We start from the raw sequence: 14,974 nt of genomic DNA, 5'->3' as shown, positions 1-14,974 counted from the left end.
GGGGCGGCCCGGCTTTGCCGTGTCCGGCGGTGGGTTCGCTAGGGTGGGTGGGCCCCCGTAGCCCAATCGGCAGAGGCAGTCGACTTAAAATCGACCCAGTGCGGGTTCGAACCCCGTCGGGGGCACCGTTATCGCCGAGGTGCCTCGACGTCCCTCTGGGGATGGGCATCGGAGTAGTCGCTGAGTGACCTTCTCCGTAAGAGCCGCGGCACAGCCTGGCTTGGCAATACGCCTGCTGACCTGCGCCACCGCGAGACCGGCACCGTTCCGGTCAACGGTATTCGTTGCGGTGAAGACGCGGCTTGCCGGCACTGTTTGACAAAAGCGGGTGGTGTCCTGCTCTTGTGACTTGGGAAAACCGGCGGTGGGTTCGGCTCACGCCTGGTCAGGTTTGGGACCGCCGTGGTGGTGCGCTTCGGCCGTCAGGCGGCACCCGGTCTCCGCTCGTAAAGTGGTGTATTTGCCGGTGCCGAAGTGCGGGCCACGGCGTGGCTGCCAGGTTGGTTGGTGAAGGACCTTGGGCGTGGGGTTGAAGCCGTAACCTGCGGCAAGCTGGTCGGCCAGAGCCTGGGCGCGGGGCCAGTCGCTGTCGGGCAGGTTGCCGGGCGAATCCCAGTGGGAGGCAGGGCGCAGCTCGCGACCGTCGGCGTCGAGACCGGGGTAGTCGTTGCCGCAGGTTTCTCCGCTGAGTTCGCCTCCTTGTTCCCAAGTGCGGCCGAATTCGGCGGTGGGCCGCTCACGGGGTAGGTAGCTTGAGCCTGATCGATGTCGGGGCATTTCTGCCCGCCGCCGGCCATGGCGAGCGCGAGGGCCAGTGCCGTGAGGCGGGCGGCGGTCGGTGCAGGGGTGTAAGAGGGTTTTACCGTCCTCCGGGCAGCTGGTATTCCAGGAGGGTGCGGTTAGGGGTGGCGACAACGGCGGCGATGTTGTGCCGGGCCGCAGGTGCCCCTCCACGCTGGAGTGCCCGGAGCGGTGGGTCGTCCGCCGGGAATGAGCGGTCGGTGGACATGCGGTGGACGCCGGGCATCTGGGCCGGGTCCGAACCCGCCGGAGGTGGCGACCGGATCGCTGCTCGTTCTTGAGCACGTAAAACGGTGGACCCGGCGAAAGAACGGTGCCCGCTTCGCAGCGCCGCCAGGGCGATGGCGCAGGTCGATTCCATGAACAAGATCCAAGGCCCACCAGTCCAGTGCCTCCCACGAGAGACTCTCGTCGGTCAGCCAGCGGCCGGCCCATCGGTCGACAGCGTCGCGGGTCATTCGTCCCGCGAGAAGCGCGACGAAATGCACCCCTTGCAGTTGCGCATCGAAACCTGTGAGGTGGCAGATTGCACGCCATACCCGCAGTTCTCGTTCGGCGGCAGTACAACATTGCCCGGGTTCACACCCGCGCAGAACGGTGCGATCGGGAACCGGGTCAAGGACCGTGCCGCAGGCGGGTTGAGCAGCGGCAGATCCAGGGCCGGGTGGAACGAGATCGCGGCGACGGTTCCTGAATCGCAGCGGCCTCACTGCACGGGGTTGTGGGGGACGAGGGCTGGCGTGGCTTGGAGGTGCGATCTCGGTGGTGAGTCTGCTGTGCCGGACCTTGGTGCGGGTCGGAGCCAGGGGGCGCTGGGGACGAGGCCCGCGCAAGTGCTGATCTTCCCCTGTTCCAAAGCAAGAATCGTCTGCGTCCGCCACCGCGTTGGAAATGCTTCCTGGCGCGTACTGGAATCCGGCAGGAGGACGCGGCGGTTCTCTCCGTGCGATCAGGGAATGAGTGCGCCGTGAGCACCGGCCGGGACCGCGGGATTCCGCGGCGGCACCGGGTCGACGCGTTCGTACGGTGCGCCCAGCGGGGGACGCCGGTCCTCTTCGCCGTGGTTGGGCCAGAGGGCCATCGCGCGTTCGGCTTGCGCGGTGATCGTCAGGGACGGGTTGACGCCCAGGTTCGCGGAGATCGCCGAGCCGTCGACGACGTGCAGGCCGGGGTGGCCGTGGACGCGGTGGTAGGGGTCCAGGACACCATTGGCCGGATCGTCGGAAATGGCGCAGCCGCCGATAAAGTGGGCGGTCATCGGGATGTTCAGGATCTCGCCGGTGGTGCCGCCGGCGATGCCGTCGATTTTCTCCGCGACGCGGCGGGCGGCGTCGTTTCCGGCGGGGATCCAGGTGGGGTTCGGTTCGCCGTGGCCGGGGGAGGACGTCAGTTTGCGGCGTCCGGTTCGGGTGCGTTTGCTCGAAACCGTGATGGAATTGTCGAGGGTTTGCATCACCAGCAGGATGATGGTGCGTTCGGACCAGCGGCGCGGCGAGAACCAGGTGAGGTTGCGCGGGTTCCTGGCGAATGCGCCGAGCCAGGTCAGCCAGCGCGGGACGGGCTTGCCGCCGTCGGTGAGCGCGGTTTGCAGCAGCGACATCGCATTGCTGCCCTTGCCGTAGCGGCACGGTTCGAGGTGCGTGTGCGCGTCCGGGTGGATGGACGAGGTGATCGCGACGCCGTGGGTGAAGTCGACGTCCTTGCGTTTCGATTTCGCGCCGAGGATGGATTCCGAGTTCGTCCGGGTCAATCGGCCTAGGCTGGCGGAAATCCGGGGCAGTGCGCCGGTTTCGCGGGCTTGGTGGAGCAGTTTTTGCGTGTTGTAGGTGCCTGCGCTGAAGATGACGTCGCGAGCGAAAAAGGTGCGCAGGTTTTTGCGGCGGCGAGGCGACTTTCCAGTGCGGACCGCGGTGACGAGGTAGCCGTCGTCCGCTGGGCGCACGTCGAGCACTGTGGTCATCGGGATGACGTTCGCGCCGCGTTGTTCGGCCAGGTAGAGGTAATTGCGGTCCAGCGTGTTTTTGGCGCCGACGCGGCAGCCGGTCATGCAGGATCCGCATTCGGTGCAGGTTCGGCGGGCTGGTCCGGCACCGCCGAAGAACGGGTCTGGCACGACGGTTCCGGCGGGAGTGTCCTGGTCGCCGAAGAAAACACCGACGGGGGTGAGCCGGAAGGAGGAGCCGACGCCCAGGTCTTCGGCGACCTCGTGCAGCACCTCGTCAGCTTTGGTGACAGTGGGGTTCTGGGTGACGCCGAGCATCCGGCGGGCCTGGTCGTAGTGCGGTTTCAGTTCGGTTTGCCAGTCGGTGACGTGCGCCCACTGCGGGTCTTCGAAAAACGGCGCGGGCGGTTCGTAGAGGGTGTTGGCGTAGTTGAGGGAACCGCCGCCCACGCCCGCGCCGCCGAGGATGACGACGTCGCGGAGCAGGTGGATGCGCTGGATTCCGTAGCAGCCAAGCCGTGGTGCCCACAGGAAATTCCGGACGTCCCAAGAGGTTTTGGGCAGTGTGTCCTCGGTACGACGGGGTCCGGCTTCCAGCACGGTGACGCGGTAGCCCTTTTCGGACAGCCGGAGTGCGCTCACGGAACCGCCGAAACCGGAGCCGATCACGAGGACGTCGGTCTCTTCGCGGGTGGTGGTGTCGTTCATCGTTGTCCTCGCAGGCGTCAGCACGCGGTGGCGAGCTTGAGTGCGTCCTGCCAGGCGGCGTGACGCGTGATCTGGTTGCGGTACTTCATGATCCGTCCCGGCTGGTTCAGTGCCAGCGCGCCGGCCAGCCGGTCGCCCGCGCGGTAGAGGGCGAGCCAGGATTCGTCGCCGGGGCAGCCGAGCAGGGTGACGTCGTCGGTCACGACGCCGACCAGCTGGATCCGGTTGCCGTACCAGTCGGACCAGAAGTACGGCACTGTCGAGAATGGACTCGCGACCGGACCGACCGCGTTGCGCGCCGCGGCTTCGGCCTGCGCGGTGGCGGAGGTCCAGTTTCCCAGTCGCATCGTGGCATCGAACAGCGGGTTGTGCCAGCGTGCCGCGTCTTCGGCGGCGCAGATGCCTGGTGCGGCACAGAGCACACCGTCTTCCAGCGTGAGGCCGCTGCCGGCGAGCCAGTCGAGGGCTGGGCGCGCGCCGATGCCGACGATCACGAGGTCGGCATCGAGGACGCTGCCATCGGACAACCTGACTTTGGTTGAATCAACAGCCTGAACTGTTGTGCCACAACGGAGGTCGACATCATTGCGGCGATGAAGGCCCGCGAGTGCGGAAGCGATTTCCGCGCCGATGAAGCCGCCGCCGATGATGATGGCTCGCTCGGCCGTGGGGATGCGGTCGCGGATCGCTCGGGCGTCGTCCAGGGTGCGGAGGGTGTGTCCGCCGAACGGTAAGGATACGGGGGCGGAGCCGGTGGCGATGATCAGCGACGAAAGAGCGCCAGTGTCGGTCAGCGTAGGCGGCGCGTAGTCCGGATCGGCCAGGAACGCCTTCGACAGCGGCGGCCGGTCATAGGGCAGATGCGGCTCGGCGCCGACGAGCGTGACCGGGCCGTCGTATCCGGTCCGGCGCGCGGCGGTGGCGGCGCGCAGTCCGGCCAGCGCCGCGCCGACGACTACCAGTCCTGCCTCGCGCATGTCCTCGCCCTCCGGGATCTGGGGACGCCGCCGGACAGAGAGGATGGGCACCGCCCGGCGACGTTCCCCGAAGTCTTCTCGCCGAGGTCGGGCGCGGGCATCGGTCTGCGGACCGGGAGGTCGGGACCCGACTGGTCCCGCGGCACAAATCAGTCGACCGGCCGGAGCACCGCCGGACCGAGCAGCCGGCACGCCAGCAGCGCGACCTCGACGTCGATCCGTCCCTCCGACAGCGGACGGCCGCGTTCCTGCTCGGCCTTGCGGAGCCGGTACTGGATGGTGTTCTTGTGCAGGTGGAGCTCCTGCGCGGCGACCATCAGGCTGCTCCCGCTGGACAGGTACGCCCAGACCGTCTCGCGCATCCGGTGGTGCCCCTCGTCGTCGTCGGCCAGCGCGCCGAGCACCGACTGGACCCAGCCCGCGACCGCCGACGGATCCGCCGCGACCAGCGCCAAAGGTCCGAGCTGCGCCGCCGCGGTGACCGGCCGCGGTTGCGTCCGCTCGGTCATCTGCGCCACGGCCTCGGCCTGCCGGGCCTGCTGGTGGGTGGTGCGGAACCCGGCGAGGCCGCTCGCCGGGTCGCCCAACGCGACGCGCACCGGATCGGGTGAGCCGGCGAGCGCGGCGGACACCGCGTCGAGATCGAGCGTCGAGGCTGGGAACCAGGCCCACACGGTCGAGGCGTCCGGGGCCACGACCAGCGGAGTGGTGCCGAGCGCGTTCGCGAGCAGCGCCGCGTGCCGTTCCAGGGTGGTCAGCCGAGCGCTTTCGTCCAGTTCAGGGCCGCACCACAGCACCGCGCCGATGTGCCGTTCCGACAGCGCGTAGCCGAGGGTTTTCTCGACGTCGGCGGTGTCGACGGGCTTGCCGGACAGCGCGGCCTGCACCTTCGCGAGCCGGGCCGCGTTGCGGTGGCGCAGCCAGGTGTCGCGTTCCAGCTGGTAGGCCTCGACGACCTCTTCGGAGATCTTGTCGATGTAGGTGAAGGCGACCTGCGACAGCTCGGTGGCGGCGACCGCGACGTCCGCGGCCTCCACCTGCTCGGCGGCGATTCGCGCGATCATCTCCTGCTGGAAGGCCGCCTGGCCGAGACGATACGCGCGCAGCATCGCGGTGATCGGCACCCGCCGCTGGGCCAGCCGTCGCGCGAACTCCAGCGCGACCGGCGGTGCCCCGACGTCCACCGGCTCGGTCGCGCCGCCCAGCACGCCCAGCGCGGCGACCAGGTTCTCCCGGACTGTGCTGTCCAGCAGTTCCGCGGCCTGCGCGTCGGGTGCGAGCGCGGGCAGTTCGGCGGAGATCTCCTCCACGATCCGCGCGCAGAGCAGCGCGAGCTCGGCCAGGACCGAGTCCGCGACCTTGGCCAGCGTGGCGGCAGTCGTCGACGTCACAGGCAGCACCGTACGCCCGGTTCGTGCCCGAGACCCAACGCAGCCGAGCGTTTCGGTTTCGCGCACAGTGTCCCGCCGCCCGCGAATTCCTACCTTCAGGAAAACGACAGACCGCGTGGAGGCCGCTATGAAGAAGTACCGCCTCGCCGGAGCGAACGGCGAGACCGCCTGGCACGACCGGAAGCGGCACCTGTGGCTGCTCGGGCTGGTCGTGCCGCTGCTGCCCTTCGCCGCGATCGGGCTGCACGCCGCGACCGGATCCGACGCCGTGCTGTGGCTCGGACCGCTCGTCGTGCTCGTCCTCGTGCCGCTGATCGACCTCGTCGCGGGCTACGACCACACCAATCCGCCGGACGAGGTGATGGAGGCGCTGGAGGAGGACCGCTACTACCGCTGGATCACCTACCTGTTCCTGCCGCTGCAATACGCCGGTTTCGTGGCGGGCGCGTGGATGCTCGCCCGCGGCGATCTGTCCGTCGGCGGCAAAATCGGCCTCGCGATCACACTGGGCACGGTCGCGGGCATCGGGATCAACACCGCGCACGAACTCGGCCACAAACGGGAAAGCACCGAGCGCTGGGCCGCGAAAATCGCGCTGGCGCAGTGTTTCTACGGCCATTTCTACATCGAGCACAATCGCGGGCACCACGTCCGCGTCGCGACTCCGGAGGACCCGGCATCGAGCCGGTTGGGCGAGAGCTTCTACCGGTTCTGGCCGCGCACGGTCTTCGGTTCGCTGCGCAGCGCCTGGGGCGTCGAGCGGAAACGCTATGCCCGCAAGCAGAGTCACCCGTTCCACCTCGGCAATGACGTGCTCAACGCGTGGCTGATGAGCGTGGTGCTGTGGGGTGTGCTGATCGCCTGGCTGGGCGTCGGGATCCTGCCGTATCTGGTGATTCAGGCGGTGTTCGGGTTCTCGCTGCTGGAAATCGTGAATTACATGGAGCACTACGGGATGCTGCGCAAGCAGGTCACCAATGGTGCCAAGATCCGGTACGAGCGGGTTACTCCGGCGCATTCCTGGAACTCCAACAATGTCGCGACGAATGTGCTGCTGTACCACCTGCAACGGCACAGCGATCACCACGCGAACCCGACGCGCCGGTTCCAGACCTTGCGTGACTTCAAGGAAAGCCCGGTTCTGCCGACCGGCTACACCGGGATGATGGTCGTCGCGCTGGTCCCGGCGTGGTTCCGCAAGGTGATGGATCCGCGGGTCTACCGGCATTTCGACGGCGACCTCCGGCAGGCGAACGTGCAGCCGGGCAAACTCCCGTCGCTGTTGAAGAAGTACCCGGTCGTCGTCGCTGCCGCAGACGAACCCGCCGAGGACACCCGGACGAAACTAGCCGACGACGTGGACGCGGCGCGCTGCCCTGGCTGCGGTTACGTCTACCGCGTCGCGGAGGGCAACGAACTGGAGGGCTTCGCCGCCGGGACCGCGTGGTCGGAGATCCCGGACGACTGGACGTGCCCCGATTGCGGTGTGCGCGACAAGGTCGACTTCGTGCCCGTGGTGCGGGAGGCGGCGTGTTGAAGATCGTCGCGGAGCACGGCAAATGCGAGGGCCTCGGGATGTGCGAGGCGATGGCCGACCAGTTCTTCGAGGTCGGGGACGACGGAGTGGTGCAGGTCCTCGACGAGACTCCGCCCGAGGCGGATCGGCAGTTCGTCGACGCGGCGGTGCGCGCGTGCCCGGTCGCGGCGTTGCGGCTGCAGGATTGAGGCCAGGTGGAGACGGAGCTGCTGGGGCGGGCGCGGTCTGGCGACCAGGCCGCGTTCGCCGTCATCTACCAGGAACACGCGCCGCCGGTCTTTCGCTACCTGCGGATGCGGGTGCCGACGGCGACGGTCGCCGAAGACCTGACGAGCGAGGCGTTCCTGCGCGCGTGGCGGAAACTGCCGGACTTCCGCCCGGACGTCGGCTCGTTCACCGGCTGGCTGTACACGATCGCCGACAACCTGCTGCGCGACCACCGCAAGTCGGCCCGCTACCGGCGTGAACTCCTCGACGGGAAAGACCACGACGGTCCGGACATCCGCGGCGGAGCCGACCGGCTCGCACTGGCCCGCATCGAGGCGGCGGCGCTGCGGCGGTGCCTGACCGGCCTCAGCGAACCGCAGCGCGAGTGCCTGCGGCTCCGGTTTTTCGCCGGGCTGTCCGTCGCCGAGGTCGCCGAAACGATGAACAAGAACCCCAACAGCATCCGGGCGCTGCAGCACCGTGCGGTGCGCACGCTCGCGACGCTGCTGGCCGAGACCGAGAAGGCGTGAGCTGGGATGCACGGATTCCTGGAGATTTTCAAGATCATGGGACCATTGCTGGTGCTGATGCTGTGCCCGATCTGGCTTCCGCTGCTGGGAATGCTGATCGGGAAGCTTTCGGACGTCTTTTCCGGCGGTGGCAAGCGGGTCGAGCCCGCGCATCGGATGGTGCGCGCGGAACCGGCCGAGGCGGGGAGCCGCGTTTCGCGGTGAGGTATAGCCGGGCAAGCATGTCTCGGGCGGCAAAGAGCATTGGTCAGGCATTCCGGACTTTCTTAGCCTGACTGCGGGTCGAAGGTGCCGGACCCGCTCAAAGGAGAGCCGCGATGACCGAATGCCAGCCTGTCACTGCCCAGCCGCCGTCCGGTCCGGTCACCGGCGTTCACAGCGACGACGGCCTGCTGCGGTTCCGTGGCGTGCGATACGGCGCCGCCGAGCGGTTCCAGCCGCCGCGACCGGCCACGCCGCGTTCCGAGGCGGTGCTGCCCGGGCCGATCTGCCCGCAGCTCGGTTCGCGCCTGGAAGCCGCGATGGGGCCGCCGCGGAATGAACCGCCCCAGTCCGAGGACTGCCTCAACCTTGCCGTCGTGACGCCCGCGCTGACCGGCGCACGCCCGGTGCTGGTGTGGCTGCACGGCGGCGGTTTCCTGAGCGGAGGCGGCACACTTGCCTGGTACGACGGCGGACGGCTCGCCGCGGACGGCGACGTGGTTGTCGTGTCGGTCAACTACCGGCTGGGGGCGTTCGGTTACCTGGTCTGCGACGGCGTCAGCGAGGGCAATCTCGGCCTGGCGGACCAGGTGCTCGCGCTCGAATGGGTGCGGGACAACATCGCGGCCTTCGGCGGCGACCCGGGCAACGTCACCGTCTTCGGGCAGTCGGCGGGCGCGCTTTCGACGCTCGCCTTGGTGTCCAAGCCGGACAGTCGTCCGCTCATCCGGCGGGCGATCGTCCAGAGTTCTCCGGACCCTGGGATTATCCAGAAACGTGATGCGGCCCTTGAACTCGGCCGGTATTTCGTCGACGCGGCCGGCGGAGATCCGGCCACCGCTTCGGTGGACCAGCTGCTGGCCGCGCAGTTGCGCACTCTCCGATGGCACGCCGCGAAGGACCCGACGTCGACCCGGCCGCCTTTCGGGATCGTCGATCTGGATGTGCGACTGACCGATCCGTTGCCGGACTTGATGATCGGATACACCACACGGGAGTGCGCGGCGTTCGCGATCGGGCTGCCGGACGACGGGATCCGGCAAGCGATCGTTGACCAGACCGAGCCGCTTTTCGGTCGCCCGGCGCGTGAGCTGGCACAGCAGTACGGCGCGTACTCCTACGAGTTCGACTGGGCTCCGGAACACGGCGGCCACGGCGCGATCCACTGTCTCGAACTGCCGTTCCTGTTAGGCACCCGGGAATCCTGGCGCGGGAGCCCGATGCTGGGCGAAACAAGCTGGGCTGACGTCGAACGCCTTGGTGCCCAGATGCGCTTGTGGTGGACCGGATTCGCCCGCTCGGGCTCGCCGGGCTGGGGCGGCGACAGCGTCCGGATCGGGAATCCTTCTCACGCACTGGAGAACACGCCATGAGCAAACCCGGAATCCACTGGCCAGTTGTCCTGCTCTGCTTCCTCGCTGTCCTGCTGGACGGCTTCGACACTGCCGCACTGTCGTTCACGATCCCGACACTGTCGCAGGAATGGGGTTCCGCTCCCGCCGCCTTCACTCTGCCGTTGGTGCTGACCAACATCGGGGTTGTCCTGGGGTATCTGGCCGCGGGTTACATCGGTGCCCGCATGAAGGCTCGGTCGGTGGTGCTCACGGGTGTCCTGATCTTCGCGGGCGCGACCGTGCTGACCGCCGCGATCCTGCACCTGAAGTCCATGCCGGTCTTCGCCACGACCCGCCTGATCACCGGGCTGGGCCTCGGACTGGTGCTGCCTGCCGGGGTCGCGCTGGCGACGAAACACAGCGCGGAGGGTCGTCGGGAGCTGGTTTCCGTGGCCGTGACCCTCGGGCTTGCTTCCGGGAGCAGCCTCGGCGGGTTCTTCGGCGGGAAGCTGCTGCACGGCGTCGGGTCCGCCGGGGTTTTCTACGTCGCTGGGCTGGCTCCGTTGGCGCTGGCCGCGGTCATGGCCGTGGTGCTGCCCACGCGCGAGCCCTCGGTGGAGAGCAACGCGAAGCAGGAGGCCAAGGTGAGCAGGCTGTTCGGTCCGGGGTTGCGCCTGCCGACGTCGCTCATCTGGGCGTTCTCGTTCCTCATCTTCATCACCGCGTACGTGCTGATCTCCTGGGTGCCGACGCTGCTCACCGGATACGGTTTCGCTGCGGGTACGGCTCCGCTGGGACTCGCGTTCCTCACCCTCGGCGGGATCGCGGGCGGCCTGGTGCTCATCCCGCTGGCCGCGCGGATCGGAATCGCCCGGGCGCTGATCCTGATGCCCGCCATCGGGGCCGTGTGCATGGTCCTCGTCGCGACCGTGCCGGTCGGCGAGACCCTGCTGTTCGTGCTGCTGGCCGGTGCCGGTTTCGGGGTCACGGCCGGGCAGATCGGCCAGTTGACCCTCGCGGTCTCGATCTATCCCGCACACACTCGCACCACCGGCGTCGGCTGGGCCGCGGCGCTGGGGCGGATCGGGTCGATCGTCGGGCCGGGTGTCGCGGGTCTCTTGCTCGCGCTGGCGTTGTCGGCACAGACGATCGTCCTGGCGACCGCCGTTCCAGTGCTGGTCGCCATCGCTTGCGCGGTGGGGTTGAGCCGGGTGCGGCCGAAGGCGAGGAGGGAGCGCGATGGCGCACTGGTTCGATCTCGGTGACGTCGCGGTCGTTCCCCTCATCGAGGACGACCGGCTGCTGATCGAGCCCGGGGAGTTCTTCCCCGGACTCGAACCGGACCTGGCCGGCTGGTACGCCCAGGAACCGTGGTTCGACCGGGCGGCGGGGAAACTCGTCTTCGTCATCCAGTCGTTCCTCGTCTGTTCGGCGGACGAGGTGCTGGTGGTCGACGCGTGCGTCGGGGCCGGGAAGGACCGGCGGCGCGCGGAGTTCGACCAGCTGCCGGACCGGTGGATGCAGCAGTTCCTCGCGACCGGGCTGCGGGAGGTTGACGCTGTCGTGTTCACGCACCTGCACACCGATCACGTTGGTGCCGTGACTGTGCAGCGGGAACCGGTCTTCCCGGAGGTCCCGCACTTCGTGGTCGAGGAGGAGTTCCGGTACTGGTCGAGCGCGGCCGGCGGGGCGGCGATGCGCCGGACTGGCGACTACCTGGCCGACAGCGTCCTGCCGATCGAGCAGGCTGGACAGCTGAGCTTCGTTGCTCCGGACGCGGTGGTGGGCAAGCACGCGGAACTTGTTCCGGCAGCCGGGCATACGCCAGGGAACGTGTGCGTGCGGGTCCGCGGCAGCGCCGGGAGCGTGCTGCTCGCCGGGGACACGATGCACCACGGGGTGCAGCTCCGGCATCCGGAGCTGAGCACGAGGTACTGCGTCGCACCGGAGCAGGCGGCGGAGGTGCGGAGCCGCATTCTTGCGGAGGCGGGCGACTCCGTCTTGCTGCCGACGCATTTCCCCGCGCCCTCGGCGGGCCGGGTGCGGCGCGGCCGGACCGGGTACGGCTTCGAGTTCGCCAGCGACCTGCTCCGGACCGGGCCGTTTCGGTACGGGGAGTGGCTGGCATAGCGCTGGGGGTCGTGAGTGTTCCTACCGGTTCTCACCGGAATGAACACTCACGACACCGCATCGACCCGGCGGCGGAGCAGGCAGAACACGTTCCCCTCCGGGTCCGCGAGCACCTGCCACGACTCCTCCCCGGTCTGCCCGACGTCGGCGGGCCGCGCCCCGGCCGCGAGCAGGCGTTCCAGTTCGGCGTCCTGGTCCCGGTCGGTCGGGTTCACGTCCAGGTGCAGCGGCAGTTTCGCCGGTTTCGGGTCGGTGCCGCGGCTGAGGATCAACGTCGGCTGCGGGCCGCCGAAACCGGCTTCGGGCGGGCCGATTTCGAGGTCGTCGCCGTCCCAGCCTAGTTCGACGTAGCCGAGGACTTCGCACCAGAAATCACCCATCCGTTGCGGGTCGGCGCAGTCGAGGACGAGTTCGGTGATCCGGCAGGCCATGGGCGCGAGCTTAGGGCCGTCGCGCACCCCGGGCCCAGCGAATTCCGGTTTGTGCGCGCGGATAGATCTGCCGCCCCGGATTCGTCCGCGCGCACGAACGTACTGCCCGGCAAACCTCCTAGGGTCGCCAGCAGCGAGGCGAGGAGGCAAGCATGCGGACACTGCTGCGTGGCGGTCGCGTCATCGACCCGGCTACGGGCTTCGACGGCACAGCTGACGTGCTGGTATCCGACGGCGAGGTGATCGCGGTCGGACCGGGACTGCCGAGTGCGGACGACCAGGTCGAGATCGACGTCGCCGGGTACATCGTCGGACCGGGGTTCATCGATCTGCACAGCCACGTGCACACGATCGCGGGACAGCGGCTGCAAGCCATGGACGGCGTCACCACGGCGCTCGACCTGGAGGCCGGGCTGATGCCGGTCGAACGGGCCTACGCCGAGGCCGCCGCGGCGGGGCGTCCGCTGCACTACGGCTTCTCGGCCTCGTGGGGTTCCGCGCGGGCGAAGGTGCTCGCGGGCATCGAACCGGACGCGAACATCAACACCGGGCTCTCCGTGCTCGGCAATCCGGCCTGGCAGCGGTCGTCGTCGAAGACCGAGCTGGCCGCCTGGCTGTCCCTGGTGGAGGGTGAGCTGGCGGCGGGCGCGCTCGGCGTCGGGGTGCTGCTCGGGTACGCGCCGGCCAGCGATCCGGCCGAGTTCCTGGCCTTGGCGAAGCTGGCGAAACAGGCCGAAGCACCGACGTACACGCACGTCCGCGAGCTGGTCGAGGTCGACCCGGGCACGCCAGCCGACGGGTCGGAGGAGATCGCGATCGTCGCGGCCGAGACTGGTGCGGCGATGCACCACTGCCACGTCAACAGCACTTCCGGACGGCACATCGACCGCGTGCTCGGCGCGCTGGAGTCAGGCCGCTCCGCGGGGTCGCGGGTGACGGTCGAGGCCTATCCCTACGGCGCGGGCAGCACCGCGGTCGGCGCGGCTTTCATCTCGCCGGAGCGGCTGAAGATGAAGGGCCTCAACCCGTCGCGGGTGATCCTGCTGGAGACCGGCGAGCGGATCGCGGACGAGGGCCGGTTGCTGCAGGTTCGCGCCGAGACGCCGGGTGCGCCGTGCATTCTGGAGTTTCTCGACGAGGAGGACCCGGTCGACCGCGCTTTGCTGCACCAGGCGCTGGCTTTCCCGGACTCGATCGTCGCAAGCGACGCCATGCCGGTCTACTGGCAGAACGGGGCCAACGAATCCACCGAGTGGCCGCTGCCGCCCGGTGGCGCGACGCATCCGCGCACGGCGGGGACGTTCTCGAAGTCGCTGCGGCTGATGGTGCGCGAGGCCGGGGTTTGGACCTGGTTGGAGGCGTTCCGGCGCTGCTCCTACCTCCCGGCACGGGTACTCGACGAGGTCGCGCCCGGTGCGCGGAGCAAGGGCCGGTTGAACGTCGGCGCCGACGCGGACATCGTCGTCCTCGATCCGGCCACGATCACCGACGCCGCAACGTATTTCGACGCGACCCGGCCCGCGGTCGGCGTCCGGCACCTGTTCGTCGCGGGCACTGCGGTGGTGCGCGACGGGCAGTTGCTCACCGACGCCTTCCCCGGCCAGCCGCTGCGAGGTGAGCCGCGATGACCGAGTTCAATGTGGACGCTTTGCTCGCCGACATCGAAACTTTGGTGCGTTGCGAATCCCCATCGGCCGACCTTGCCGCGGTGGCGCACAGCGCGGACGTGCTGACCGGTGTCGGCGAGGCGTTGCTTGGCGTGGAGCCGGAACGGATTATCCTGGATGGACGGACACATCTGCGCTGGCGGTTCGGCGACAGTCCGCCGCGGGTATTGCTGCTTGGTCATCATGACACGGTCTGGCCGATGGGATCGCTGGAGACGCATCCGTTTTCCTTGCAGGACGGTGTCTTGCGCGGTCCGGGCTGCTTCGACATGAAGACCGGCGTCGTAATGGCACTGCATGTCGCGGCTTCGCTGGCCGACCGAAGTGGACTGTCCATTTTGGTCACTGGGGACGAGGAACTGGGTTCGCCGTCGTCGCGCGGGCTGATCGAGGAAGAGGCGCGGGGCTGCGCGGCGGCGTTCGTGCTGGAGGCTTCGGCGGACGGCGGCGCGATCAAAACCCGGCGCAAAGGCGTTTCCCACTACCGGATCGAGGTGACCGGACGCGCCTCGCACGCCGGGCTCGAACCGGAAAAGGGGATCAACGCCGGGGTCGAGATCGCGCACCAGGTGCTCGCGGTCGCCGCGCTCGCCAGTCCGGAGCGCGGGACCAGTGTCGTGCCGACGGTGCTTTCGGCTGGTACCACGGTGAATACCGTGCCTGCCGCAGCCGCGGTTGAGGTCGACGTGCGCGTGTGGGACGAGGAAGAACAGCTTCGCGTCGACCGCGAGGTACGCGCGTTGCAACCGGTGCTGGAAGACGCACAGGTCCGGGTCACCGGCGGGATCAACCGGCCGCCGCTGGACGCGGTTTCCTCGGCCGCGTTGTTCGGGCTGGCGAAGGAATTGGCCGCGGAACTGGGATTGCCGGAATTGACCGAGGCCGCCGTCGGCGGGGCTTCGGACGGCAACTACACCGCGGGCCTGGGCGTACCGACGCTCGACGGTCTCGGTGCGGTCGGCGGCGGCGCGCACGCCGATCACGAACATGTCCTGGTCGAGGAATTGCCGCGGCGGACGGCGTTGCTGGCCGCGCTGGTGGAGAACGTGCTGACCAAGGGAAGTCCGTCGGTTCCGACGAATCCGGACGGCGATTCTGGTCGAGCACGACGGTGACTC

General features: G+C 68.8%; 14 protein-coding genes and 1 tRNA gene. 10 read left to right on the top strand and 5 right to left on the bottom strand.

Annotation, left to right across the window (positions count from 1 at the left end):
* Window positions 1-51: 51 nt before the first annotated feature.
* Window positions 52-125: transfer RNA gene (locus BM362_RS14160), tRNA-Leu, on the top strand.
* Window positions 126-375: 250 nt separating this feature from the next.
* Here BM362_RS14160 and BM362_RS50515 read toward each other — a convergent pair.
* The 4 genes from BM362_RS50515 to BM362_RS14140 all read right to left on the bottom strand — a co-directional run bounded on the left by BM362_RS50515 (window position 376) and on the right by BM362_RS14140 (window position 5,819).
* Window positions 376-777 (bottom strand): LppA family lipoprotein, encoded by a 402-nt coding sequence (locus BM362_RS50515; RefSeq protein WP_167545287.1) that lies wholly within the window; start codon window positions 775-777, stop codon window positions 376-378.
* A 973-nt stretch (window positions 778-1,750) separates the two neighbouring features.
* Complete coding sequence (locus BM362_RS14150) at window positions 1,751-3,451, bottom strand: GMC oxidoreductase (protein WP_093573365.1); 1,701 nt, start codon at window positions 3,449-3,451, stop codon at window positions 1,751-1,753.
* Window positions 3,452-3,468: 17 nt separating this feature from the next.
* Window positions 3,469-4,428: an FAD-dependent oxidoreductase gene (locus BM362_RS14145; protein WP_093573364.1), complete on the bottom strand. Its 960-nt coding sequence runs from the start codon at window positions 4,426-4,428 to the stop codon at window positions 3,469-3,471.
* Between the two features lie 149 nt (window positions 4,429-4,577).
* A complete protein-coding gene (locus tag BM362_RS14140) occupies window positions 4,578-5,819 on the bottom strand; it encodes a PucR family transcriptional regulator (protein WP_244287142.1) in 1,242 nt (413 codons plus the stop codon).
* 127 nt (window positions 5,820-5,946) lie between these two features.
* Between BM362_RS14140 and BM362_RS14135 the strand changes: the two genes are divergently transcribed.
* From BM362_RS14135 to BM362_RS14105, 7 genes are all read left to right on the top strand, one after another.
* Window positions 5,947-7,356: a fatty acid desaturase gene (locus BM362_RS14135; protein WP_093573362.1), complete on the top strand. Its 1,410-nt coding sequence runs from the start codon at window positions 5,947-5,949 to the stop codon at window positions 7,354-7,356.
* Complete coding sequence (locus BM362_RS14130; RefSeq protein ID WP_067575696.1) at window positions 7,350-7,544, top strand: ferredoxin; 195 nt, start codon at window positions 7,350-7,352, stop codon at window positions 7,542-7,544. The genes BM362_RS14135 and BM362_RS14130 overlap by 7 nt, the downstream gene beginning before the upstream one ends.
* A 6-nt stretch (window positions 7,545-7,550) precedes the next feature.
* Entirely contained in the window at window positions 7,551-8,093 is a 543-nt protein-coding gene (locus BM362_RS14125; protein ID WP_067575698.1) for an RNA polymerase sigma factor, read from the top strand.
* A 6-nt stretch (window positions 8,094-8,099) separates the two neighbouring features.
* Window positions 8,100-8,297, top strand: a complete 198-nt coding sequence (locus BM362_RS14120) for a hypothetical protein (RefSeq protein ID WP_067575700.1) — start codon at window positions 8,100-8,102, stop codon at window positions 8,295-8,297.
* 113 nt (window positions 8,298-8,410) lie between these two features.
* Window positions 8,411-9,667 carry a carboxylesterase family protein gene (locus BM362_RS14115; RefSeq protein WP_093573361.1) on the top strand — a complete coding sequence of 419 codons (1,257 nt, stop codon included), beginning with the start codon at window positions 8,411-8,413 and terminating at the stop codon, window positions 9,665-9,667.
* Window positions 9,664-10,893 carry an MFS transporter gene (locus BM362_RS14110; protein ID WP_067575702.1) on the top strand — a complete coding sequence of 410 codons (1,230 nt, stop codon included), beginning with the start codon at window positions 9,664-9,666 and terminating at the stop codon, window positions 10,891-10,893. The genes BM362_RS14115 and BM362_RS14110 overlap by 4 nt, the downstream gene beginning before the upstream one ends.
* Window positions 10,868-11,758: an MBL fold metallo-hydrolase gene (locus tag BM362_RS14105; protein ID WP_067575703.1), complete on the top strand. Its 891-nt coding sequence runs from the start codon at window positions 10,868-10,870 to the stop codon at window positions 11,756-11,758. The genes BM362_RS14110 and BM362_RS14105 overlap by 26 nt, the downstream gene beginning before the upstream one ends.
* 47 nt (window positions 11,759-11,805) lie before the next feature.
* Here BM362_RS14105 and BM362_RS14100 read toward each other — a convergent pair whose 3' ends face one another.
* Window positions 11,806-12,189 (bottom strand): VOC family protein, encoded by a 384-nt coding sequence (locus BM362_RS14100; RefSeq protein ID WP_067575704.1) that lies wholly within the window; start codon window positions 12,187-12,189, stop codon window positions 11,806-11,808.
* Window positions 12,190-12,341: 152 nt separating this feature from the next.
* Here BM362_RS14100 and BM362_RS14095 point away from each other — a divergent pair, with 152 nt between their 5' ends.
* Complete coding sequence (locus BM362_RS14095) at window positions 12,342-13,817, top strand: amidohydrolase family protein (protein ID WP_093573360.1); 1,476 nt, start codon at window positions 12,342-12,344, stop codon at window positions 13,815-13,817.
* Window positions 13,814-14,971: a M20 family metallopeptidase gene (locus BM362_RS14090; protein ID WP_244287141.1), complete on the top strand. Its 1,158-nt coding sequence runs from the start codon at window positions 13,814-13,816 to the stop codon at window positions 14,969-14,971. The genes BM362_RS14095 and BM362_RS14090 overlap by 4 nt, the downstream gene beginning before the upstream one ends.
* Window positions 14,972-14,974 lie beyond the last annotated feature (3 nt).

Source organism: Amycolatopsis rubida, from assembly GCF_900115345.1.
Lineage (GTDB): Bacteria > Actinomycetota > Actinomycetes > Mycobacteriales > Pseudonocardiaceae > Amycolatopsis > Amycolatopsis rubida.
This window is presented reverse-complemented; position numbering and strand designations above follow the sequence as displayed.

Excerpts from the sequence above, each read along its gene's own strand:
- BM362_RS50515 (WP_167545287.1), bottom strand. The coding sequence starts at position 777 with ATGCCCCGACATCGATCAGGCTCAAGCTACCTACCCCGTGAGCGGCCC.
- BM362_RS14150 (WP_093573365.1), bottom strand. The coding sequence starts at position 3,451 with ATGAACGACACCACCACCCGCGAAGAGACCGACGTCCTCGTGATCGGC.
- BM362_RS14145 (WP_093573364.1), bottom strand. The coding sequence starts at position 4,428 with ATGCGCGAGGCAGGACTGGTAGTCGTCGGCGCGGCGCTGGCCGGACTG.
- BM362_RS14135 (WP_093573362.1), top strand. The coding sequence starts at position 5,947 with ATGAAGAAGTACCGCCTCGCCGGAGCGAACGGCGAGACCGCCTGGCAC.
- BM362_RS14120 (WP_067575700.1), top strand. The coding sequence starts at position 8,100 with ATGCACGGATTCCTGGAGATTTTCAAGATCATGGGACCATTGCTGGTG.
- BM362_RS14115 (WP_093573361.1), top strand. The coding sequence starts at position 8,411 with ATGACCGAATGCCAGCCTGTCACTGCCCAGCCGCCGTCCGGTCCGGTC.
- BM362_RS14110 (WP_067575702.1), top strand. The coding sequence starts at position 9,664 with ATGAGCAAACCCGGAATCCACTGGCCAGTTGTCCTGCTCTGCTTCCTC.
- BM362_RS14105 (WP_067575703.1), top strand. The coding sequence starts at position 10,868 with ATGGCGCACTGGTTCGATCTCGGTGACGTCGCGGTCGTTCCCCTCATC.
- BM362_RS14100 (WP_067575704.1), bottom strand. The coding sequence starts at position 12,189 with ATGGCCTGCCGGATCACCGAACTCGTCCTCGACTGCGCCGACCCGCAA.
- BM362_RS14095 (WP_093573360.1), top strand. The coding sequence starts at position 12,342 with ATGCGGACACTGCTGCGTGGCGGTCGCGTCATCGACCCGGCTACGGGC.
- BM362_RS14090 (WP_244287141.1), top strand. The coding sequence starts at position 13,814 with ATGACCGAGTTCAATGTGGACGCTTTGCTCGCCGACATCGAAACTTTG.